The following is a 22,330-nucleotide window of genomic DNA, read 5'->3' on the forward strand; positions in this document are numbered from 1 at the left end:
TAAATCGGAAATCGAATATCAAAAAGAAGATATTATTCTGCTTGATCATCAGATGAAGAACTTTCTTCCTGCTCACCATTCTTTGCTTTCATATCAAGTTCAAACTTCTGTCCGTTTTCGTTTCTCACGTAGAGTGTACGCGTTGGGAAGGCAATATCCACGCCCATCTCTTCAAATTTCTCGTAGATCCGGAAATTAAGTTCCTGCTGCACATCCATATATACTGCGTATTCCGCGCTATTAATGTAATAGACAATCTCAAAATTAAGGCTTGAATCCCCGAACTCTTTAAAATGTGCCCGGTCAAAATCGATGATCTCCTGGCTGTCAATAATCTCTTTAAACACTCCGGGGAGCTGTCTCAGTTTATCAGCAGGGGTTTCATACGTCACTCCTACTGAAAATACAATCCGGCGGCGCTGCATCTTTTTATAGTTGTGAATGCGCGAGCTTGTCAGATCGGCATTCGAGAACACCAACTCATCGCCCAAAAGCGTTCGGATTCGGGTTGTTTTAATCCCGATTTTTTCCACAATCCCATTTTTATCTCCAATAACCAGAAAATCACCAATTTCGAATGGGCGGTCGAAAAAGATCACAAAATAATTGAACAGGTCACCCAGAATGTTCTGTGCGGCGAGGGCAATGGCAATACCACCAATTCCCAAACCGGTGATGATGGCAGTTATATCATACCCGAGATTATCAAACAGGAAAACAAAACCCAGACCCCAAATCACAACGTTTACAATCAGCATCACACCGCTGAGTTGTTTCACTTTTTCTTCGCCATCTTCCTGGCGTCTTACATATTTTCTGAGGGCCAAAAGTACAATACTTGAAATCAGCCTGACGGAGAAGTAGGTGATAATAACTATGAAAGCCGCTTCAATGGAATTTTCTACAAAAGCGCTTAAATTCAGAGTTCTAACAGCTACGTAAATAATACTGAAGTAGAGAATAGGTACAACAAATTTATCAAAGCTCTCAAACAGGTAATCATCGACATCGGTTTCAGTTTGGCCGATCCATTTTTCAATTCGCAGAAGTACAATTTTTTTGAAGATTTTAACCAGGAATATTCCAAGGAGAATTGCCCCCAACACCAACAGGTATTCCTGTAGAGTATTACCTATAAAACTTTGATCTAAAAATGAATTCATTACCCTTTATTTTGATTTTGAAAAAATCTTATTAACGATTCTCCTGCAGTTTTCAGAAACAGACAGAATGAATTCACAAAATTAAAAAACAAATCGCATTTCAACCCAATCTTTAGAAAAAAGTTTTCAGAAGCTAAAGAGAGTATTCGTAAAGCTTATTATAAATCGGTTTACACTGCTCCAGCAACGGTTCCAAATGTTCCGGAAACGGTTCTTTTTTGGGTTGATACGGCTTGAATCCTGTTGAATTATGGACATTCTGATACCAATATTTTGCCCAGCTTCCGTCTTCGGGACGGCTTCCTTTTTCCCAACTTAGCATTGAATCATCAAACGGAATACCAATGGTTTGACAGAGTTTGGTTAGCATATCGCGAGGATTTTTCAGGACTTTTTCCGAGACAAGTACAATCGGTTTCTGGCCTGTTTTCAGGAGATATTCCAGAAGTTCCAGATGTTTGGCGTATCCCACATCTCTCATGGTGGGTTGACTCACTTTTTTGGCATACGATGGCAGCATCTCTTTGGGATCTCTTGTGAGAATAATGTTCACTGTGTGTTTCAAAAAAGACCAGTCAAGATTGACAAGATGATGCGTCATCTGCTTAAAGAATACGATCGGCTTATCATGAGTACTCAACATCTTCTGAACAACTTTCTTGCCGTCGTTCTCCATCGTTTGTAAAATCTCCTCCGCCCCGGGATGATAATCATCAGCATCGGTCTCCTTCAGGTAATGGGCGTAGAGAGGTTCATCAACTACTTTTGTATCTGATCTTTGAGCAAAGGAATACATCAAAGCTGTCGATATATTTCTTGGTCCTGACCAGAGGCAGATTCTTTTTGTGATGCCTATTTTCATGACTGTTATTATTTGTCAAGGAGGTACGGAAAAATCCCCCTTCGAAGGAGGAATGTGAAATGAGCGTTTAGCGAATGAACTCGGGGGATGTTTACTCCAGTGAACTTATGAAGATAATTCCTTTACACCCCTCCTTCCGTCGGCTGACGGAAGACTCCCCTCAAGGGGAGATTAACTCTTCACCTTCTTCACTTCCTCTTCTATCAAATCTTATACTCGTTCCGAAGGTCCTCCTTCAGAACGTCAGTATTGAAGCTCCGCTTCTATTCATTCATCATGTTGCCCAGTTTGATTTAAACCTTATATGCTATTACTAATAGCAGAGCTTCCGATCGAGTGAGGCTGTCTCTGTAAACACAAACATCCCTCTGGTTTTCTCAATGACTCTTGAGAAAACCTGTCTCCCTTCGAAAGGGAGATTACTTTGTCTTCCCCACTTCCTCTTCTATCAAATCTTGGTACTTTCTTTGCAAATCTTTGGTCAGATCCCCGGTTTTTCCGTCACCGATCACTCGTCCGTCCACTTTTGTAACCGGCGTTAACCCACCAAAAGTGCCTGTGACGAAGGCTTCATCAGCTCCGTACACATCAAACAATGAGAAATTTTTCTGGCGACATGGAATTCCATGCTCTCCACAAATTCGAATCACATTATGGCGGGTAATTCCATTCATGCAGTATTGGCCTGTGGATGTCCACACTTCTCCGTTTGTAATCATGAAAAAGTTTGTAGCGTTACATGTGGATACGAATCCGTTCACATCAAGCATAAGTGCTTCATCAGCTCCGGCCTCCACTGCCTGGATGAGCGCCTGAACTTCATGGAGTTTGCTGTGGCAATTTAACCTTGGATCTAAATAATCGGGAGAGCCTCTGCGAATGGTACTTGTAAACAGTGTGATCCCCCTCTTTTTTGAATCGGGTGAAGCTTTTTTATACTCAGGTATAATCACAAGATTAGGCCCGCTAACCGTAAGTCTTGGGTCTTGTGAAGGAGTTTTTTTGATGCCCCGGGTTACCATAAACCGAACATGAACTCCATCTTTCATCTCATTGGCATCCAATGTATTCCATATTTTATTGGTCAACTCATTTTTGGAAAACGGAAGCTCCATTCCCACTGTTTTTGCGGCGGTCCAAAGCCGGTCTAAATGCAGATCGAGAAAAACCAGAACCCCTTTGTGGAGCCTGCATGCTTCCCAGACACCATCTCCCACAAGATATCCGCTGTCGAAAACAGAAATTTTTGCGTCTTTTCGGGGTAATAGATCACCATTTACATAGATAATAATCTCTTCATTTCGGGGATCATCGAGGGCGTTGTGGGTTCCGTGTGCCATGCACTGTTCCGATCAGTTTTCTGTTATGAATATGTTGAGTATCGAAATCATTAACCGGATAGAATATCCCAAAACTCCCAGAGTACAACTACGGCGTAAATTGCAAAAGCCACCATTCCGGCGATATTCCAGTTTCTCTGAACTGATAAAAAATGCTCCGGGCTATCCCATTTTTTATATTGCCATGCCAGTTCATTTCCTTTCAGTCCAAGGTAGATCATCACCGGTACATTGATAACCGGCACAAATCCAAGCAGAGCTATATATGTTTTGTTACCAAGACCCCAAATGCCATGCAAAAAGAAAGCCCCCCAGTTCCAGCCTTTTATACTTTTGGGAACAGATTCATCGATGTTAGTTTTTGCAGATTTTTCCATACTTGATGTTTTTGAAGATTACTTTTACTGCCAATTTGCAAAATTATAACGTCTTAAAAAAAGCAAATTTATATCTATATATGCGTAGTGTAAAATAACAGAATTACTTATCTGATTCCTTTCGAAACAGGAACAGTGCTTCCAAAACGATCCAAACAGCAAACGAGAGGATAATTGCACCAAAAATGAACAAAAGCATATTTCCTTCAGTGGATCCCAAACCCGACCAATCAAAAAATACCTGCTGAATCATCGCCCAAAGCGTCATAAATAGCAGAAACACAAGCGGTACAAGTGTGTAAATATAGTTTCTCCCCTTTCTCTTTAGCCATATTGTTAAAATCATCAAACTGATAGCTGCCAGTAATTGATTGGACGTACCGAACAGAGGCCATAATAAATATCCGCCTGATCCAATTCCCCGTGGCCCTTCAGGAATTAGTACCAGGGCAGCACTCGAACCAACCGCAATAAAAGTTGAGAGGTGCATGTTAGTGAGCGGCTTTACATTGTACTCCTGACCAAGCTCATTTATGATGTAGCGCATCAAACGCACGGAGGTATCAAGTGTGGTGGCAGCAAAACTGATCACAATAACAGCAATAATGGTTTCGGCAGCTTGTAATGGGATGTAAAGTGCTGTTGCCAGTTGAGCTGCTCCCTGAACAAAGATATTCAGCCCGGATGACCCGGCATTTTCAAAGGAGTGGTAGATTTCGAGGAACTCCCCGGTTGTATTGAAATAGGTAACTACGGCCACAATCGTAATCAAGGCAAGAGCTCCCTCACCCACCGCTCCAAGGTATCCTATAAACCTGGCATCTGTCTCTTTGTCTAACTGTTTGGCAGTGGTTCCGGAGGATACCAACCCGTGAAATCCTGATATAGCCCCGCACGCAATGGTAATAAAGAGCAGTGGAAACCAACTGACATCATTTGCGGCCTCATTTGTAGTTGGGGCCGTGATCTCAGGGCTCATAATAAATAACCCTGAATAAAGAATAACAAGACCTATAATAAGTTGATGTGAATTAATAAAATCTCTGGGCTGCAATAGTTTCCATACAGATAATGTAGAGGCGATATAAACATAAACCATTAATATAATAATCCACACCAGGAACGACATCTCTACCCCATTCAGCCCGAATAAAATTGTATTCTCCTCACCGCCAAAATATCGAACTAAATCAATCTGAAGAGCAGGCACATAACTGGCAATAATGGCCGCAAAATACATCACAAAAAGTACAACTATGGATGGAATAAGCATGCTGCCAGATTTTTTGTAGGAACGATAGCCGATCCATACGGCAAGCGGAATCTGAATAAATATGGAGAGTACACTTGCGGGAAAACTGATAAACAAGTTAGAGATGACCCATGCAAACACAGCGTTGACCATCAATACGAGGATAAGAATAATAAAGAGAAACAGAATCTTCGCCCTGTGACCCACAACCTTATCAGCAATGATTCCAATGGATTGGCCCCTGTTTCGAACAGAAAGCACCATCACTCCAAAATCGTGAACTCCGGCAGCAAAGAGAGTTCCTAAAACCACCCAGAGCATGGCGGGAAGCCAACCCCAATAGACGGCGATGGCAGGTCCCACGATTGGTGCAGCTCCTGCTATGGAAGTAAAGTGATGCCCCCAAAGGATAAACTTGTTTGTTGGTACGTAATCCACACCATCTTCCAGGTTGTGTGCGGGTGTTACAAAATTGGGATCGAGTTGGTAGATCTTCTCAGCAAGAAATTTCGAATAGTATCGATATCCTACAAAAAAGAGAATAAGAGAAATTGCCGCAACAAGACTACCGGACATGAGCAAACACCATTTTTTTACTTAAACCAACGGAATATCTAACATGGAAAGTAAAATGTCGAATTTTTTTCGATGAATAAAATCTTCTGGGGGTTGATGGTTCTTCTTATATACCGAATCGCAATTATCTACTCATGTTTACCCTTTAAATCATGTAGCTAATAGATCTCTGATGTGATAAACGGGTTTGTCATATTATATGAAGGCTTTGCAAAACTCTGACCGTCATCCTGAACTTGATTCAGGATCTCCAGATACAGGCTTTAAAGACGAATGGAGAATCTGAATCGAGTTCAGATTGACCAGTAACCACGGTTTTGCAAAGCCCTCTATATATCAATTAGGACAAACCTCTAAACTCGAAATTATCATAACTCAACCGCTGTATGCCTATACATATTATTGGCTTTGGAATTCATCAAGCCAACGGTGTTAAATGGTTCAATCCTCTTCTTGATTTTTTTAACCTGTTTACTGATTTCTGAATCAGTCATTGAACCTGAGAAAAGGTCCTGAAATTCAATGTATGTCTCCTGAATAATCTGCTTAATTTCAGAATCTCCCGCACATAAAAAAGTATCCGGAATATCTCCTTTTAAACGTCGCTGTTCATAACGTATGGAAGCAATAAAATAGAGCATCGATGATGCTGTAAATAGTTCAAAATATTTTCTTGATCTATAACAAATCGAAACAAGTAAGTCAATGACAGACAGTTCATTAAAGACTTTATCTTGATATTTATTTAAATCTTTAATTTTACTTTTATTATTCTCATTGTTTCTGAATATATTCAGGATTGTTTCTACACCACTCAAAGTATGAGCGATTCCTGTACTATGCAGGGGATCCACAAAACCGGCTGTATGAGGCAGTGCAATCCACCCATTTCCAAACAAACGTTCCAATCGACGCTGTAACCTTCCAGTTTTCAAAAATTGATTTGGTGGATCAGCGATAATTGCATTCTTGAAAAGTTTCTCAAGAGACGGATATTGGCTGATAACTGAGTCCCATATTTTATTCGGATCTTTATCAAATCTCTTCTCCTGATCTGTTTCATCCAGCAGTATTCCGGCACTTAACCGATCATCATTAAATCGAAGCATCCAGATCCATCCCTCTTCAATTAAATGATGAAGTGCCGAATAGTCTGGATTATAGGGATAGTCTGATGTTTTAAATCCATTCGAAATCAAATAATCAGACCAATGATCTGCATTATTAAAGTGGGTGAAAATGGCCGAAGAATTCGTTTTAAATCCATCAGAACTACTCCGATTATTGAAAAATTTTGTTGAGAAATTTGGACTGCCGGTTGCATCTATAATCCATTTGCATTCCATTTCGCTGATCTCTTGGTTCTTCATAAGAAAAACTGACCAGTTGTCGTATTTAGGATCTCTTGAAAGCTTTTGCACTTCAGTTTGATCCCAATACGAGACGCCTTTCTCTACGGCTTTTTTAACCAGAAAATGATCTACATCACTCCTCAGCCAGTTGGTATCTGAATTCAAATCGTTTTCACTTGCTGCTACCAACAACTCTTTGCTATGATGTTCATCAGATTGAAACCTCTCTCCTTTTTTGTGGTGATAATAACTGAATCCTCTTTTGAGTCCGCAAATAATTTCAGGATAATTATTTTGCCAATCACCATAACGAGAAAGGTTCTTCAGAAATGGCAAATCGTATTCATCTGCCAAATCACGTAATATCATGTCTGCAATGGGAGTTGAAGATTCACCAATCGTAAATCGGGGGTGTTCCTTTTTTTCAATCAAGCGCACTTTGTAACCCATATTTGTCAGTGCCATAGCTGTGATTGATCCGGAGAAACCGGAACCTACTATCAAAAAATCAAACTTCTTCATTTGTTGGTATTCTTAGAGTTACAGTGACACTCAATTTCAGGTAAAACCTTTTGTGAATGATTCATCTCATCAAGCCGTTCTTTTCGATCATGGAAACAATCCCCGCAATCAGAAAAGCGCTCCAGATCCCACAAATCACAAAAAACTCGCCCTTTATTTAAACTCAACGCCTGATCAAATACCGTTTCCAGGGCCGAAAGTTTTGGCGGAACATACTCACCAGATGTTCTGAGCTGCTCCATAATTCCATTTCCATCGCGAACCGGGATAATTGAACAGGCGTTACAACCAGCATCAAACGCGTATTCAACTGATTTTAAAGTCCATTCAATATTTTCCTGTGGATCTGTCAAAAACGGCGGATTGAGCAAAATAAACGCTCTCACATCAATTTCCTCATCAATCAAAAATTGTGTCGCTTTATAAAAATCTTCCTTTGTAATCTGTTTATTAAGTTTTGGCAAAACCTCCGGATGGATTGTTTCAAGACCCATTGCAATCTCAAATGATCCATTCAGCATATCGCGAAATTCAGGAATGAACGGACCAATAAGTTTTGGATGATTTTCAACGATTACATGCTCATAATCAGTCAGAAGTTCTGCAATCTGTTTATACTCATCTCGGGGAATCGCCTTTCCATCAAAAAAATTACCGCTATTGTAGAGTTTTACAACATCAGCCGAAGGTAAACGTTTTAATCCATATTCAACCTGATTTGGAATAGCTCCGGTTGGTGTAGGTTTATCTAACGTGTGGCGCCATAAGTCGCACATTACGCATTTAAATGGACACTCCCGATTTGTTAAGAAAATGGTATTCACATCATGAATAACACCCTCTTTTTGCATCTCCTGTTCATGAATATAGAGGTATGGAATAGTTGGATCTACATCGAACTTTGATGGCCTGTATTCCTCAACGGTTTTATTGCTTATTTTGTGAATCAAAAGCAGACTTTGTAAATCTTAATGAGATTATTCAATATTTTATGATACCATTTTTAAGCCGCTTTTAACAGGTTAATTGATCTGTAAACATGTAGTTTTTTATTATCTTTGATCTGAAATTATCAACCTCATAGATTGAATTTGTGATCATTCTTAAGCGTGCTCTATTCTTGATCTTGTTACTACTGATTACAACCTTTTCCAACCTTTATGGACAATTATCAGTAGAAACCTCTGGAATCTTCAGCACAGAAAGTAATACACCTTTTTGGTTTCAATCGAACAGAAATGGTGTTTATTCAAGCGAAGGCAGCCAGTTCTTAACCCGGTTACAATACCATAATTCGTACGATGAGCTCAACAATTTTAAAATTCTCTATGGTACAAGTGTAATTGGGCGTCCGGGAAGTCAATCCACACTCTCATTGAACCAGGGATATCTTAAAATTCGTGGATTCGGACTTGAATTTGCCGGTGGCCGGTTTATCGATCCCTCCCCTCTTTTCTATGATAATGAGCTTGGCATGGGATCTCTCGGAGTCAGTACCAATGCATCTCCAATTCCAAAATTAAAACTTGGGTTGCGTGATTGGTTGTCCGTTCCTTTTACAAACGATTTTCTTCAGGTTTATGGATATGTAACGCATGGCTGGCTTGGAAGTGCCCGCTTTGGAGATAATGTACTTCTGCATGAAAAGGCCGGATATTTTAAGCTTGGAGGAGATCGGTCTGTGAACGTATATGGCGGGCTGGTACACTATGTAATATGGGGTGGCAGCACTCCTGAAGAAGGAGATATTCCAAATGGTTTTTCTGATTTTATTGACATTTTCTTTGCTCAAAGTGGTGATGAATCTACCCCCGGCAGCGAACAGGCCTATGTATTGGGAAACCAATTGGGAACCTGGTCATTTGGGTCTTTGATTGATCTTTCGGGAACAGATATTTCAATTTACCTGCAATCTCCCATCGAAACCAACTACGATCTGAAGCTCAAAAATATGAGTGATATTTTGACCGGTATTTCTTTTGATTTTGGAGAAAATGCGACTCTTCCTGTTGATAAATTTGTATACGAATATTTGTATACAAAAAATCAGAGCGGCCCCAGAAGAGTAAATCCTGATGCAGATCCCGATGTTGATCGTTTCAGGGGAAACCAAAATTACTATAATCACGAGATTTATGAATCAGGTTGGGCGTACCAGTATCGGACGATTGGGAATCCGCTTTTTAAAGCTGATGAGGATGCACTCGGAATCTTAAACAATCGAATTATCGCACATCATGTGGGGATTGAATCAAGCGTTAACCAAGTAGATTTATTCGGAAAAATCACCTACAGTAAAAATTTTGGAAAACGATGCGATAACAGAAATCCGGATATTGGTGAGGGAGATCTTTTCGGAATTCAATGCAATCGTGAAGTAACAATCGATCCGGGAACCCCGATTACTCAATGGTCATTATTAGCCGGAACTGAATTCCCGCTTCCTATAATTCCTGATCAAAATATCCGATTTAGAGTAGAAACCGCCCTTGACAGCGGACGACTTTTTGGAGATCAATTTGGCATTTTGACAAGCATTCGATGGACGCCTTAAATTGAATTCATCGGATGAGTATCTCAATTAAATATTTTGATTAAGCTTATTCACTCATCCGATGATTACGATGATTGAAGTGGTAGTTATCGATAAAGCGATCTAAAATAATCCCGATACACCATCTCGTCATCAGGAAAAATCTTCTCAAAATCATCCTTTCCTACAGAACCATGCTGCATTCTTCGTTTTGGAAAGACCGGCATGTCTAAACCTGTAACAGCCTTCACTCCACGTTGAACGATCTCTCCTTTTAGAGCATATAGCTCTTCGTGATTCCAGTCGGTTAACTGTATAAATGGAATACCTTCAGAAACTTCAATTACGTTTGGCAGTGAATAAGGGCTGAATCCTTCAAATCCAAAATGAGCGGCCGTTGCATAGGTTCGAACACTTCCGCGGCTATGCCCTCCGCTATAGGTAAGTGAATGCTTAATTTTGTCAACACCCCACCCTTCGTGATACAGCAGTGGATTGTTCAGGACACTTCGAATCGTTAATTCAGGATTTTCTTCAATCGGATAGGATTTTAAATTTTCATCTCCGCCATCTCCATCAACCAGATATTTCCAGTTAGGGTATTTCTTTCTAATCAATTTACACAGAGCCAATGCAGTTGTTGCGGCTTCAACATCTCGTTGTTTGTAATCCTCAATCACACGAATAGTCTCTTTGTAATCCAGATCCGAAGACTCTCCCTCCATCACTTCAAGAAACATGCTTAAATCCAGTGAGTCCAGGAATTTATACGCTTGCGAGGCATCCGGTCCATGATTGATTGATAATGTAAATGCTTTTAACCTGGCAGGCGACTCTCCCCTTTTTAGCAGCAGATCATACAGGGTCAGAAACACCGAACCGCTGTCAATTCCACCAGAAAACAGAACACCAATGGGTTCATCTTTTGGAATTGAATCCAGCCATTTTTCTAACTCATTAGCCATCGCACCTACATAGGCTTCCCCTATTTTATCCAGATCTGCATTGAGTTGATTTCGTTTTGGCGTAAAATATCGTTTGTAATCCGGATTCGGATCCGGGCAGCCAATTACATCTAACTTAGTAACATAATGAGCCGGTACCATTCGGGTATAATCCGGACGAAATTGATGATGTAAACCTAACTCCTTCAGATAGTTATAGATATCATCGATTCTTTCAGCTACAACTAATAACGGGCCCTCCACCTGTTTGGCCATAAAATAGCGCATGGGCCGGCCGATTGAGCGTGCCATCCGAACCTGTTGTCCCTCTTTTGTAACAATCGCAAAACTACCGTCAATTTTACGAACTTCTTCAGGATCTCCATTGGCCACAATTTTCTCAGCCTCTTCATGAGACATATTGAAAATTTGGTTTTTTTCCGGTTCAATCAGATTGGCAAAATCGTGGAGTTTCTGTACTACTTTAGGCATAGCTCTGAGCTTCTGTTATAATTTTTTTGATATAAAAACATGTTATTTCACTTGAAAAGTAAGAAATATCTACGAAACGATTCTACTCTGATCGTGTCTCGGTTGATATAATCAACTGCCTGATGAACTTTGCAAAGGCCTCTGATTATTTTTTTAGTTTCTTTTGAGAAGCCTTGTGTCAAAACAAAACGGCCTGATCTCTTTCACCTCAATTTTTTCCATATCAGAGTGCAAAGGATTTATCAAAATATTACTTTCTGTTTGCACCAAAACAGAGGGTACTTTAAGCATTACGCTCATTGTAGAATTAATCCATTTTGCACCAATCTCCGCCAGTTTATTTGGTGCTGGATAATTTCGCCAATCGCCCGGAAGCTCTTCCCTTTGTATGATTTCAGGTTTTAGATTATCAGGTACCGATAGAATTAACAGATTCAAATCATCCGGAATTGCCGAAACCGGGGCATGTACAAGTGTTTCTAATGCAGCAAGAGATTCACTTTGAGAAGTATAAAGAACTGGTGTTCCTTTAAAATTCCATCTCCCTCCATATATTCTGGATCCTTCTCCACTTAAATCTTCAATATATCTCTCCCTGGCAATCCTGTAGAGATCCATCAGGCATATACACCTTGTTCCAACCTGCCAAGCTCATCAGTAACCATGCGGGCTCCAAAACTTGTATCGAGCAGACTGAATGGAGTTTGCCCTGCTAAAGCTACAGAAGGAGATTGAAGCCATTGCTGAAACTGTTTCCGATTGTTAAAAACATCGATCCCTTTTCCAAGAACTTCAGCAACGAGTAAGGCGTGTTCTGAAACTTCCGGTGGAAGAAGATCATCGTCCTTATATCGTTGGAGGGTTCGAAGCGATACAGGCAGAAGTTCAGAGAACTGTTTTAGGGATAAGGACCCGATTTCAGCGAGTTTAATCAATGATTTTTTTGAAATACCCTGCCGTGCCAGTTCTACCATTGTCATTGGCGAGGATGCTACGTAAGCAACTGCGGCCTCTCTTAGTATGTTATTTAATGAGTCTGTACTCATGAGGTAAATGTAATATGTCGTTATTATTACGACATATTACATATTTACCCTCGTATTTTCAACTTTTTAGTATTTTTATTTTTTAATCGATTCCTAAAATTTTCTTATTCAACTCTGTATCACCACCGCCACCGGCAAAGTCATCAAAGGCTTTTTCGGTAACCTGGATGATATAATCGTTGATTAATTCAGCACCTTCACGGGCTCCCTGCTCAGGATGTTTGATACAGCATTCCCATTCAAGAACTGCCCAGCAATCTATATCATACTGAGACAGTTTGGTAAAGATACTTCTGAAATCTACTTGCCCGTCACCAATAGACCGGAATCGTCCCGGACGATCAATCCAGCTTTCGTAACCACCATAAACCCCGGCTCTTCCAGTAGGATTAAACTCCGCATCTTTCACATGAAACGCTTCGATATAGTCTTTATAGATATCGATAAATTCCAGGTAATCAAGCTGCTGAAGAACAAAGTGACTGGGATCATACAGAATTCTTGCACGACGATGATTATCTGTGGCCTCGAGGAATTTCTCATAGGTAATTCCATCATGCAGGTCTTCACCCGGGTGCAATTCATAGCACACATCCACACCATTCTCATCAAACTCATCCAAAATTGGGTTCCAGAGTTTGGCAAGTTCGGCAAAACCATCTTCAACCAAGCCGGCAGGTCGCTGAGGCCACGGGTAAACTGTATGCCACATTAAAGCCCCGGAAAAGGTGATATGGGCATCCAGTCCTAAATTTTTACTGGCCTTTGCGGTGTACTTTAACTGCTGTATTGCCCACTCCTGTCGTTCCTTCGGTTTTCCGTGAAGTTCCTCGGGAGCAAAAGCATCGAACATCGTATCATACGCCGGATGAACAGCTACGAGCTGGCCAATGAGATGTGAAGCCAGTTCAGTAATTACAACACCGGTTTCTTCAATTTTGCCTCTGTATTCATCAGCAAATGTTTTGCTTTCAGCAAGTTTTTTAACGTCAATCAATCCGGTTTCCCACGTGGGTATCTGCACTCCTTTATATCCCAGGGATTCAGCCCACTTACACAGGGATATCAGGTCGTTAAACGGTTCTTCATCTCCTACAAATTGCGCCAGAAATATGGCAGGTCCTTTTATTGTTTTCATAATTTAATGGGTGTCCATTTAGTTTCAGATTTACTTGATTCGATCATCGTATCAACAAAAGCCATTCCGCGTATGCCGTCTACAACATCGGGAAAATCATAATCGCCAGCAGAATTATATTCACCGTTTTGATGATCAACAACGGCTTTATGGAATGCTACATAAATGTTAGCAAAGGCTTCCAGATATCCTTCCGGATGGCCTGCTGGAGTTCTTGTATTTGCTTTAGCCAGGTCTGATACATACCCGGTACCTGTTCGGATAATTTTGTGAGGTCCCTCTAATGGTTTGAACAGCAATGTATTTTGATCAGACTGCTTCCACTCGAGTCCACCTTTTTCTCCATAAACGCGAATTTTTATATCGTTCTCTTCACCGGCTGCAATCTGGCTGACCATTAATACACCAGTTGTACCATCTTCAAACTTTAGAAGAGCAGCGGCATCATCATCAAGCTGTCTTCCTTCAACTACAGTATTGATATCCGCACAAATGTGTGTGATGTTTTTCCCTGAAACATACTCAGCAAGATTAGCAGCATGGGTGCCAATATCTCCAATGGCTCCGCCGGCACCCGATCGCTCCGGGTCCGTTCTCCAGGATGCTTGTTTATTCCCTTCTTCTTCGAGAGGAGTTGCCAGCCATCCCTGTGGATACTCTACATAAATCTTTCGAAGATCGCCCAGTTCCCCTGTTCTAACATACTCTTTGGCTTCTTTCACCATCGGGTAACCGGTGTAGGTGTGAGTCAGTGCCAGGATTTGCCCGGTTTCATCAATAATTTCTTTTAAATCTTTTGCCTGCTGAAGATTAAATGCCAGCGGTTTATCGATAATGACATGAAATCCATTTTCAAGGGCAAGTTTTGCCGGTTCAAAGTGAACATGATTCGGTGTAACAATCGACACAGCTTCAATCCGTTCATCTTCCGGCAATTGACTCTCTTTCTCAATCATCTCATTAAATGATCCATATGTACGATCGGGATCGAGTCCTAAAGCATCACCTGTTTTTTTCGATTTTTCCGGGCTACTGCTAAAGGCTCCTGCAACTAATGAGAATTTACTATCCAATGCAGCAGCTTTTCTGTGCACTTCTCCGATGAAGGCATCAAGGCTGCCTCCTACCATTCCATATTTTAATTTTTTGCTCATTGTTATGATATATAACTTTAGATTAATTTTAGCTATTTAGAAATAACGAAGTTTTCAAAATTCTGCAAACCTTATCATCCTTTTACTTGCACTTATCGTGCATAAAATCAATATTCTGCTTGTTTGATTACATATAACAAATTTAAGATTATTTCTTCCATGAAAAAATTCGTAAAAGCCAGGTTAAGTGGCATGATGTTTCTTCAATTCTTCATCTGGGGAGCCTGGTATACTGCGATTGCCGTTTACATGTCAAACAACGGGATGGAAGATTTAACGCACTGGCCATTTACTGTAAATCCTATAGCAGCAATTTGTGCACCATTCTTTGTTGGCTTGATTGCAGACAGGTTCTTTCCTACCGAAAAAGTCCTTGGCTCACTTCATATCTTTGGAGGCATTATAATGGGTATTACGCCTCTTGCCGTGGACAATCCTTTATTATTTATCCTTCTTCTGCTGGCCTATAATCTTTGTTATATGCCAACAATGAGTTTAGCAAATACACTGTCATTCCATAATATTGAAGATCAAGAAAAAGAGTTTCCCATTATCAGGGTATTTGGTACACTGGGATGGATTGTTGCCGGTCTTGCCGTGAGCTTTGTTCTTGTGAGCTTTGTAGCTGAAGGTGTTCAACCGGAAGCAACTGCCCTGCCGCTTTATCTTACCGCAGGTGCAAGTATTCTTCTCGGGCTATACAGTTTTACCCTTCCCCACACACCGCCCCCTGCAAAAGGAGAGTCAGTATCCGTGCGAAGTATTGTTGGTGTGGATGCTCTGAAACACCTGGGAAGTAAATCTTTCTTTATTTTTCTTGGTAGTTCCATGCTAATATGCATTCCTTTGGCAGCCTATTACAATTTTACTCAACTATATCTTGGCGGTGCCGGTTTCCAGAATATTGCAGCTACACAAACTATTGGCCAGGTTTCTGAGGTGCTCTTTATGTTATTAATGCCGTTCTTTTTTATTCGGTTGGGAGTAAAATGGATGCTTGGCGTGGGTATGTTGGCGTGGGTTTTAAGATATGCTCTATTTGCTCTTGGTGCACCCGATGCAACAACCTGGATGATTATCGGGGGTATTGCTCTTCATGGAATATGTTATGATTTCTTCTTTGTCACAGGTCAAATTTATGTTGATATAAAGGCATTTGAGCGGATTCGCGGGCAAGCCCAGGGGCTCATTGTGTTGATTACATATGGCGTTGGAATGTTGATTGGAGCACAGTTGGCCGGGTTGGCTTTTAATGTTTATCTGGGAGATCAGTCGGCCTTGACGCTGGATCAATGGTATAGTTTCTGGTGGTTACCTGCTTTATTTGCTGCCGTAGTTTTCCTTTTCTTTATTTTTACTTTTGATGATCGAGAAGCAGAGAAAAAGGTCACTGAAGAGGATGTAAGTCCGCTATAGTAACTAATGGAAGGCTTTTCAAAACTATGACCGTCATCCTGAACTTGATTCAGGATCTCCTGATACTGGCTATAAAGACGAATGGAGAATCTGAATCGAGTTCAGATTGACGCATACCCACGGTTTTGCAAAGCCTTCTAATATCCCGTATTACCAATAACAAAATTTCAAACCCTATTCCTGTAAAATTAGCGGTATGGTTGAGAATGAACTGAAATAACTACCGCAAATTTTCTTTGTTTTCGATAAGCAAATCATATCTATGAATGGATTTCTTTAGAAAATGGATAAAACCAATTCTTCTTGGAAAAAGATAAATGCTCAACTTATAATTCCACCTCTTTAATCTTCTCATCCGGATCCATCAGGTAAGTTCTTAGCGTACCATCTTTTAATTTTTCAACAACCCGAAATCCCCTGTATTCTGTTCCCCAACTTCCTCCAAAATGACCGTCAAACATAAAGGGTATCTCTCCCTCTATTTTTATTCCATCCTCTTGATGATCATGTCCGTTAAAAACAGCTGTTACATTCTCATAGCGTGCTAACAGTTTGTGAAAATCAGGACACTCGATCCCATGATCGGTCCAGTTATTAGGCGTAATATGTAGAAATAAATAGATCTCTGATGCAGTTTTGTAATGATCCAATTGTCGTTCAAACCATTCTTTATCCGGACACAAATAGTCTCCTTTTATATTCGAAGTTGTTCCCAAAAGAATAACCCGTTTACCAAACTCTACAGCATGGTTTTGTGGATATCCCCAAATCTCTTCCCATCTCTCAGGAGTTACCATATCATGATTGCCTTTGGTGACGTAAAATGATAAATCAGATTTTGATAGAGCTTTATATGCAGGTTTTAAATACTGCGGATCATCATGAATAATATCTCCATTATAGATAACAAATTCGGAAGGGAACATTTTATGATATCTGTTCACCTTTGAAACAATTGTTGAATAATAATTTTGATATGAAGTACCTGACTGTCCGTAATGACCATCAGAAGCAACCGTGAAGCGAAAATCCACTTTATTATCGTAGGGGTTAAATGAACCTCGAAATAACTGCCCGTTTATAATTAAAAATCCCCCAACTGTAACTCGCCGTAAAAATTCTTTCCTTTTCATGTTGTATTTCTATTTAATTTCTTAACAATATAGCAGGCATTATTTAAACTTCATCACAGTTCTCAAAATTGATGTAGAATGTACTACGTATTCAGTGCAGATTTACGGGGTACACACAAATCAATATCACTATTATTTATCCTGTTTGTTGAATGTTATTTAGATTAACAGCCGGTATTAGGTTGACTATTATTTTTCTGGAAAGAGTATCCAATTTATTCATGAACCCGAAAGTCTGGAATAGTAATTTTTTTATGGTAATAAGATCATTTTCGACAGATATAAAAATTGTTGGAATTTTCTTTTTCACTTTCCATACACGGCAGATAAAACTCTAAACATCATGGAAAAGAGTTTTTATATTCCGCCTTTAAACCTATTTTTCAATATTGCTTAAATAAAAGAATATCTAACAAAATTTGCTCTACCATGATTGATACCATGTCTTTTAAAACGAAGCCAAAATTTCTTTCAATTCCATCTGCTTTTTTAATGAGTATCCTCATTTGTTTAATTGTGCTGCCTTCTCAACTGTTTTCCCAATCAATTCCCGGATCTGAAATTACCGGCGACTGGAATTTGGTTGTTGAAACTGAAAATGGAGAGCGTCCTTCCTGGTTGCGTGTTAAAGCGTCGGGAATTAATGCTCTTATCGGCCAATTTGTAGGCATTGACGGAAGTGCAAGACCTGTTTCAGAGATTAAATACTCTGAACATACAGGGATTTATAGTTTTACAATTCCGCCTCAGTGGATGAACATTGACACAAATATGCATATGGAATTTACACATTCCAATGGCCAACTAACGGGTACTACGTCTTACGGTTCCACAGTTCTAAACTGGACAGCTACCCGAGCCCCGAAATTAATACGAAAAGATAACCCAACTTGGGGGAACCCTATAAACCTGATTGATGAGAATCTTTCAAAATGGAAGCTGGCAGACAATAATCAATTCCATGTGGAAGATGGTATTTTAATCAACCAAGAAACTGGTGGCCATCTCATTACAAAAGATACTTTTTCAGATTTTAAAATATCCCTGGAATACAATATTCCGGAAGGCAGCAACAGCGGACTTTATCTACGCGGCCGTTACGAAGTTCAAATTATGGATTCATATGGAATGGAACCCTCCTCTACCGGTGTGGGTGGCGTTTATGGATTTATCAAACCAATAGTGAATGCCGCAAAACCAGCCGGAGAATGGCAAACACTTGAAGTTACACTCATTGGGCGATTGGTAACAGTAGTACACAATGGTGTTGAAGTGATCTGCAATCGACCCATACCGGGAACTACTGGTGGTGCAATAGACAGCCACGAAGCAGAACCAGGTCCAATATTTTTACAGGGAGATCATGGACCCGTTTCTTTTAGAAATATAGAGATCACTCCGGCGATAGAAAATTAAACGATCTACAGCTAACAAACCCGCTCAACTAAAAATCCCTCCAGTCTGGAGGGATTTTTTTTAACCGTAGATCTCTACTGAAATCTGTATGATAATAGGATGATGATCAAAGAATTTTCATCTCGTCCGGATCCCAATGCACAACTTCGCCGGTTTCCTCGCTTATATTACATGCCAATGCAGGGGCAGCTGCCCGTAAGCCAAAAGTACCATCTTGCAGTAACTCCGTTCCGTTTCGAATAGCATCATAGAAATTGAGAAAATGTTCGCGTCTGCTGCTGAAATCATCCGGTGTTCGGTAAATAAACTCTGATGGTTCAATGATTTCCGGTGCAGGTTCAGGAAATTTTTCTTCATAATACTCCCTGTACTCCTCTCGAACCGCCTCACTAAAATTGCCGATACTCATCCCCGGACGATCAGGTAATCTGCCTTTCCTTAGAATAACGGTATCACCTTCAAGAACCATCTCACCTTCGGATCCGACCAATCGTGTATGACGGCCTCCTCCTGAACCATCCGTAAAATTACTTCTCAGCGATAGGTTAAATGCAGGATGCCGTTCCGTCTCTGGATATTCAAATATTCCCAGCATGATATCCGGCACGTTTCGGCCATCGTGCCAATAACGCAAACCACCCATCCCAGAAATTTTATTGGGTCCGGTTGAACCAGTAATTTTATGTAATTCAGAAAGCAGATGAACAAACAGGTCCCCTGGAATTCCGGTACCATACGCTTTGTAATTTCGAAATCTGAAGAACCGTTTGGCATCAAATGGCAGCTGTTCTGTATCCTTCAGATAGGTATCCCAATCGATGTTTTCGGGTGAAGCACTTGGCGGAATAGAGTACTGCCATGCACCCATCTGTGAATACCGATCGATATACGCTTCAGCAAAAATCAGCTCACCAATAGCACCTTCATTGTACAACTCCATCGCCTTTTGCTGATCAAGCCCACTGGTGCCCTGGCTGCCCACAATTAATGGTAATCCTGTCTTTTTTTCCGCTTCAATAACGGGATGCCCCTCTTCAATATGCTGAACCATCGGTTTCTCGCAGTAAACTGCTTTACCGGCGTTCAATGCATCAATTGTAATTGTATCGTGCCAGTGATCAGACGTCCCTACAATTACTGCATCAATATCATCTCTGTTGATAAGTTCACGATAATCTTTCGTCGTGTAAATATCATCACCAAAAAGTTCCCGACATCTTTCCACTCTTGAATCATAGAGATCACATGCTGCAATTATCCTGGCTCCGTCAATCTCGTTTGCAACTTGGGCATCTATCTGCCCCATCCAACCGGCTCCAATCAATCCCAGTTGTATTTGATCGTTTGCGGAATAGTTTTTCCGCGCTTTAGGTTTCAGTTCAATCGTTTCTGATTTTCCTTTTGCAAAACCACTCAAAAATGGAGCTCCGGTCAAACCTAAAGAGGCAGCGCCCATCTTCTTTAAAAATGATTTTCTTGATTGCCCTTTTTTGTCAGAATTGCTCATATGTTGTAAAGTGTTGAATTTAAAATTTGATCAAAAAGTTTGTTGTCATCCTGTATAAATAAACAACTATTAAATAGTAAAACCTGCCCGATGAATATTAAATCGCGAAAATATCCACCGAACAGGCCTGTAGCAAACTATTTTTTAGTGATAGCTCCGCTCGCCAATTCCATCAGGAATTCCACGGTAGTAGCGAAAATGTTCGTGAGGTACACCATCTACAGCTCCCCGTTCAAAAACAATCTCCCGCATTCGTTCCACAAATTCATCTCCGTTTGTATAATCCTCCGGATCGGGACCTTTATAATCATTAAATGATTCCCGGTTGAACTGACTCATATACTTAGCACGTGCCTGAGCTTTCATATCTGCGTAATCAGAAATATCAACATGTACATTTTGTGCTTCATCAAGACTGTCATAAAAAAGATATTCACTGATAGTATGTGGTTCCAGACCATCCTGGATAATCTGTCCAGGGAAAATAAGGTGCCATTCAGCCGCACGTGCAGCATCAGCGGCAAGGTAAGCAGCAGCCCTGTGATCTGCTTTGTGCCAGGTTTGATATCCCCATCCCGGATCAAATGCCATCAATACATCAGGTTGCAGCCGGCGGATGTGATAAACAATACGCTTAACCACTTCTTCCCTGTCAGCAAATTCTACCATGCCGTCGTTATATCCCAAATTGATATAATTTTCTTCCGAGAGCCCTAACTCTTTCATTGCATCAACCTGTTCCTGACGCCTGATTTTTGCAAGTTGATGACGTGTCATATCAGGGTCGCTGGTTCCTACATTTCCGGTTGTAAGTAAAAGAATATGAACATCGTTTCCGTTATCATTGAGCATTGCCAGCGTGCCGTGGGAATACGAATCATCGTCGGGATGAGCTCCAACAAGAAGTACCGTTTTTCCTGTCCATTCTTCGACAGGGGTTTCAGGTTGAGCAAATAATAGCGAGGGGACAAATAAAAGTAATAAGATGAGTGATCTGAGCTTCATGAAAAAATCTCCAATTATATTTCGGTTTACAATAGTATATCAGTTTTGCAGTTCAATTATGTTTATATGTCTTAATTTTAAATGACTACACATAACACTATTTAATGATAATAATGAACGTAAATTGGTTTTGAAAACTGAACGGCACTAATGATCAATAAAATTTGTGAACTGCCTTGTAAAATAGTTATATAAGAATTCTCACAAAAAACAAAGCGAACAGGAAATTCACAGAGGGGTTTGGTTTTTTGAAACCAAAAAATCTTTCTTTATATGCATCCACAAGAAATTATTTGTACATCCTGAAACGTTTTTGACAGTAAAGATTTATTGTGATAAAGTAACAGGTTCTGCTTCTGCAGTTTTTTTCTTTTCCTGCCACTCATCCCATAAAGTTTTTACAATCAATGCAATAGGTGCAACGATAAAAAGTGCATAAAACGGGGCATAAACAGCTTCGCCCAGCCGGAAAAAGAATTCGACGAATGCAATCAAAAAAGCTACGATATTTTGCCCCATCTTAGTATTTAGTGTCGTCTTGGGGTCAGTAATCATAAACAATACAAAAAGCTGGTACATAGGGCCTGTGAGAGGAGCTATTTCTGTAAGAAAAAGATCACCTGTTATTAAACTTCTAATCCAGGCAAAGCCAATAAATGAAAGTACATATGTAATACAAATATTGGCAAGATTCACTTTAGAGATCACAAATAAGCCTACGATCCATATAGCCAGCATCGCCCACATATTATTTCCCCATTGAATGCTGAGCACAGCCATACTATCTGAGGCAATTAACAACATCACCACAATTCCAAAATTTGTGGGATTAAAGAGGTGTGATCCCCTGAAACGAATAACATATTTGGATGCAATAGATATCGCTGCACATAATGCGAAGGGCCAAATCAGGGGTGACCGAACCAATATTCCTGCGCTATTCCCTGATATATATGCACTTGACAAGTCTCTCCATCTTCCGGTTACTATTTTATGAAATACAGCTTCAGTAACCATGGCTGCTGCCAATGCTGCAGCAAATTTTTCCCAACCATCAAGAACTCCAAAAGAGATATGAGCAGCTACAACAATAGCCGTGATT

General features: G+C 40.3%; 19 protein-coding genes. 3 read left to right on the plus strand and 16 right to left on the minus strand.

Annotation, left to right across the window (positions count from 1 at the left end):
* Window positions 1-32: 32 nt before the first annotated feature.
* The 7 genes from U5K72_10400 to U5K72_10430 all read right to left on the minus strand — a co-directional run bounded on the left by U5K72_10400 (window position 33) and on the right by U5K72_10430 (window position 8,394).
* Window positions 33-1,163: a mechanosensitive ion channel family protein gene (locus U5K72_10400; protein ID MDZ7719213.1), complete on the minus strand. Its 1,131-nt coding sequence runs from the start codon at window positions 1,161-1,163 to the stop codon at window positions 33-35.
* A 133-nt stretch (window positions 1,164-1,296) separates the two neighbouring features.
* Entirely contained in the window at window positions 1,297-2,025 is a 729-nt protein-coding gene (locus U5K72_10405; GenBank protein ID MDZ7719214.1) for a sulfotransferase family protein, read from the minus strand.
* Between the two features lie 419 nt (window positions 2,026-2,444).
* Window positions 2,445-3,365: an aminotransferase class IV gene (locus tag U5K72_10410; GenBank protein ID MDZ7719215.1), complete on the minus strand. Its 921-nt coding sequence runs from the start codon at window positions 3,363-3,365 to the stop codon at window positions 2,445-2,447.
* Between the two features lie 50 nt (window positions 3,366-3,415).
* Window positions 3,416-3,742, minus strand: coding sequence for a hypothetical protein (locus tag U5K72_10415; GenBank protein MDZ7719216.1), 327 nt, complete (start codon window positions 3,740-3,742; stop codon window positions 3,416-3,418).
* Window positions 3,743-3,845: 103 nt separating this feature from the next.
* Window positions 3,846-5,570, minus strand: a complete 1,725-nt coding sequence (locus U5K72_10420) for a carbon starvation protein A (protein MDZ7719217.1) — start codon at window positions 5,568-5,570, stop codon at window positions 3,846-3,848.
* Window positions 5,571-5,938: 368 nt separating this feature from the next.
* Window positions 5,939-7,444: an FAD-dependent oxidoreductase gene (locus tag U5K72_10425; GenBank protein ID MDZ7719218.1), complete on the minus strand. Its 1,506-nt coding sequence runs from the start codon at window positions 7,442-7,444 to the stop codon at window positions 5,939-5,941.
* Window positions 7,441-8,394, minus strand: a complete 954-nt coding sequence (locus U5K72_10430) for a hypothetical protein (protein ID MDZ7719219.1) — start codon at window positions 8,392-8,394, stop codon at window positions 7,441-7,443. The genes U5K72_10425 and U5K72_10430 overlap by 4 nt, the downstream gene beginning before the upstream one ends.
* A 170-nt stretch (window positions 8,395-8,564) precedes the next feature.
* Between U5K72_10430 and U5K72_10435 the strand changes: the two genes are divergently transcribed.
* Window positions 8,565-9,998 (plus strand): capsule assembly Wzi family protein, encoded by a 1,434-nt coding sequence (locus U5K72_10435; protein ID MDZ7719220.1) that lies wholly within the window; start codon window positions 8,565-8,567, stop codon window positions 9,996-9,998.
* A gap of 86 nt (window positions 9,999-10,084) precedes the next feature.
* Here the strand turns inward: U5K72_10435 and U5K72_10440 are convergent, their stop codons facing one another.
* The 5 genes from U5K72_10440 to U5K72_10460 form a co-directional block, all read right to left on the minus strand.
* The gene (locus U5K72_10440) at window positions 10,085-11,413 is read right to left on the minus strand and encodes an asparagine synthase-related protein (GenBank protein MDZ7719221.1); all 1,329 of its coding nucleotides are present in this window, start codon (window positions 11,411-11,413) and stop codon (window positions 10,085-10,087) included.
* 153 nt (window positions 11,414-11,566) lie between these two features.
* The gene (locus U5K72_10445; GenBank protein ID MDZ7719222.1) at window positions 11,567-12,031 is read right to left on the minus strand and encodes an RES family NAD+ phosphorylase; all 465 of its coding nucleotides are present in this window, start codon (window positions 12,029-12,031) and stop codon (window positions 11,567-11,569) included.
* A complete protein-coding gene (locus U5K72_10450; GenBank protein ID MDZ7719223.1) occupies window positions 12,031-12,459 on the minus strand; it encodes an antitoxin Xre/MbcA/ParS toxin-binding domain-containing protein in 429 nt (142 codons plus the stop codon). Before U5K72_10450 ends, U5K72_10445 begins: the two co-directional genes overlap by 1 nt.
* Window positions 12,460-12,541: 82 nt before the next feature.
* Window positions 12,542-13,597 carry a sugar phosphate isomerase/epimerase family protein gene (locus tag U5K72_10455; GenBank protein MDZ7719224.1) on the minus strand — a complete coding sequence of 352 codons (1,056 nt, stop codon included), beginning with the start codon at window positions 13,595-13,597 and terminating at the stop codon, window positions 12,542-12,544.
* Complete coding sequence (locus U5K72_10460) at window positions 13,594-14,751, minus strand: Gfo/Idh/MocA family oxidoreductase (protein MDZ7719225.1); 1,158 nt, start codon at window positions 14,749-14,751, stop codon at window positions 13,594-13,596. The genes U5K72_10455 and U5K72_10460 overlap by 4 nt, the downstream gene beginning before the upstream one ends.
* A gap of 159 nt (window positions 14,752-14,910) precedes the next feature.
* Between U5K72_10460 and U5K72_10465 the strand changes: the two genes are divergently transcribed.
* Window positions 14,911-16,167: an MFS transporter gene (locus U5K72_10465; GenBank protein ID MDZ7719226.1), complete on the plus strand. Its 1,257-nt coding sequence runs from the start codon at window positions 14,911-14,913 to the stop codon at window positions 16,165-16,167.
* Window positions 16,168-16,493: 326 nt separating this feature from the next.
* On the opposite strand, the gene U5K72_10470 is transcribed toward U5K72_10465, so the two are convergent.
* Complete coding sequence (locus U5K72_10470) at window positions 16,494-17,300, minus strand: metallophosphoesterase (protein MDZ7719227.1); 807 nt, start codon at window positions 17,298-17,300, stop codon at window positions 16,494-16,496.
* Between the two features lie 492 nt (window positions 17,301-17,792).
* Between U5K72_10470 and U5K72_10475 the strand changes: the two genes are divergently transcribed.
* Entirely contained in the window at window positions 17,793-18,716 is a 924-nt protein-coding gene (locus U5K72_10475; protein ID MDZ7719228.1) for a DUF1080 domain-containing protein, read from the plus strand.
* 106 nt (window positions 18,717-18,822) lie between these two features.
* Here U5K72_10475 and U5K72_10480 read toward each other — a convergent pair whose 3' ends face one another.
* The 3 genes from U5K72_10480 to U5K72_10490 form a co-directional block, all read right to left on the minus strand.
* Window positions 18,823-20,223 carry a Gfo/Idh/MocA family oxidoreductase gene (locus tag U5K72_10480; GenBank protein ID MDZ7719229.1) on the minus strand — a complete coding sequence of 467 codons (1,401 nt, stop codon included), beginning with the start codon at window positions 20,221-20,223 and terminating at the stop codon, window positions 18,823-18,825.
* 144 nt (window positions 20,224-20,367) lie between these two features.
* Window positions 20,368-21,228, minus strand: a complete 861-nt coding sequence (locus U5K72_10485) for a PIG-L family deacetylase (protein ID MDZ7719230.1) — start codon at window positions 21,226-21,228, stop codon at window positions 20,368-20,370.
* Window positions 21,229-21,555: 327 nt separating this feature from the next.
* Window positions 21,556-22,257: a hypothetical protein gene (locus U5K72_10490; protein MDZ7719231.1), complete on the minus strand. Its 702-nt coding sequence runs from the start codon at window positions 22,255-22,257 to the stop codon at window positions 21,556-21,558.
* Window positions 22,258-22,330: the final 73 nt, after the last annotated feature.

The sequence above is a fragment of the Balneolaceae bacterium genome (genome assembly GCA_034521495.1).
Taxonomy (GTDB): domain Bacteria; phylum Bacteroidota; class Rhodothermia; order Balneolales; family Balneolaceae; genus Rhodohalobacter.

Coding starts and splice junctions, on each gene's coding strand:
- U5K72_10485 (MDZ7719230.1), bottom strand. CDS start 21,228: ATGAAGCTCAGATCACTCATCTTATTACTTTTATTTGTCCCCTCGCTA.
- U5K72_10465 (MDZ7719226.1), top strand. CDS start 14,911: ATGAAAAAATTCGTAAAAGCCAGGTTAAGTGGCATGATGTTTCTTCAA.
- U5K72_10455 (MDZ7719224.1), bottom strand. CDS start 13,597: ATGAAAACAATAAAAGGACCTGCCATATTTCTGGCGCAATTTGTAGGA.
- U5K72_10460 (MDZ7719225.1), bottom strand. CDS start 14,751: ATGAGCAAAAAATTAAAATATGGAATGGTAGGAGGCAGCCTTGATGCC.
- U5K72_10480 (MDZ7719229.1), bottom strand. CDS start 20,223: ATGAGCAATTCTGACAAAAAAGGGCAATCAAGAAAATCATTTTTAAAG.
- U5K72_10445 (MDZ7719222.1), bottom strand. CDS start 12,031: ATGGATCTCTACAGGATTGCCAGGGAGAGATATATTGAAGATTTAAGT.
- U5K72_10415 (MDZ7719216.1), bottom strand. CDS start 3,742: ATGGAAAAATCTGCAAAAACTAACATCGATGAATCTGTTCCCAAAAGT.
- U5K72_10470 (MDZ7719227.1), bottom strand. CDS start 17,300: ATGAAAAGGAAAGAATTTTTACGGCGAGTTACAGTTGGGGGATTTTTA.
- U5K72_10410 (MDZ7719215.1), bottom strand. CDS start 3,365: ATGGCACACGGAACCCACAACGCCCTCGATGATCCCCGAAATGAAGAG.
- U5K72_10420 (MDZ7719217.1), bottom strand. CDS start 5,570: ATGTCCGGTAGTCTTGTTGCGGCAATTTCTCTTATTCTCTTTTTTGTA.
- U5K72_10475 (MDZ7719228.1), top strand. CDS start 17,793: ATGAGTATCCTCATTTGTTTAATTGTGCTGCCTTCTCAACTGTTTTCC.
- U5K72_10450 (MDZ7719223.1), bottom strand. CDS start 12,459: ATGAGTACAGACTCATTAAATAACATACTAAGAGAGGCCGCAGTTGCT.
- U5K72_10400 (MDZ7719213.1), bottom strand. CDS start 1,163: ATGAATTCATTTTTAGATCAAAGTTTTATAGGTAATACTCTACAGGAA.
- U5K72_10405 (MDZ7719214.1), bottom strand. CDS start 2,025: ATGAAAATAGGCATCACAAAAAGAATCTGCCTCTGGTCAGGACCAAGA.
- U5K72_10440 (MDZ7719221.1), bottom strand. CDS start 11,413: ATGCCTAAAGTAGTACAGAAACTCCACGATTTTGCCAATCTGATTGAA.
- U5K72_10425 (MDZ7719218.1), bottom strand. CDS start 7,444: ATGAAGAAGTTTGATTTTTTGATAGTAGGTTCCGGTTTCTCCGGATCA.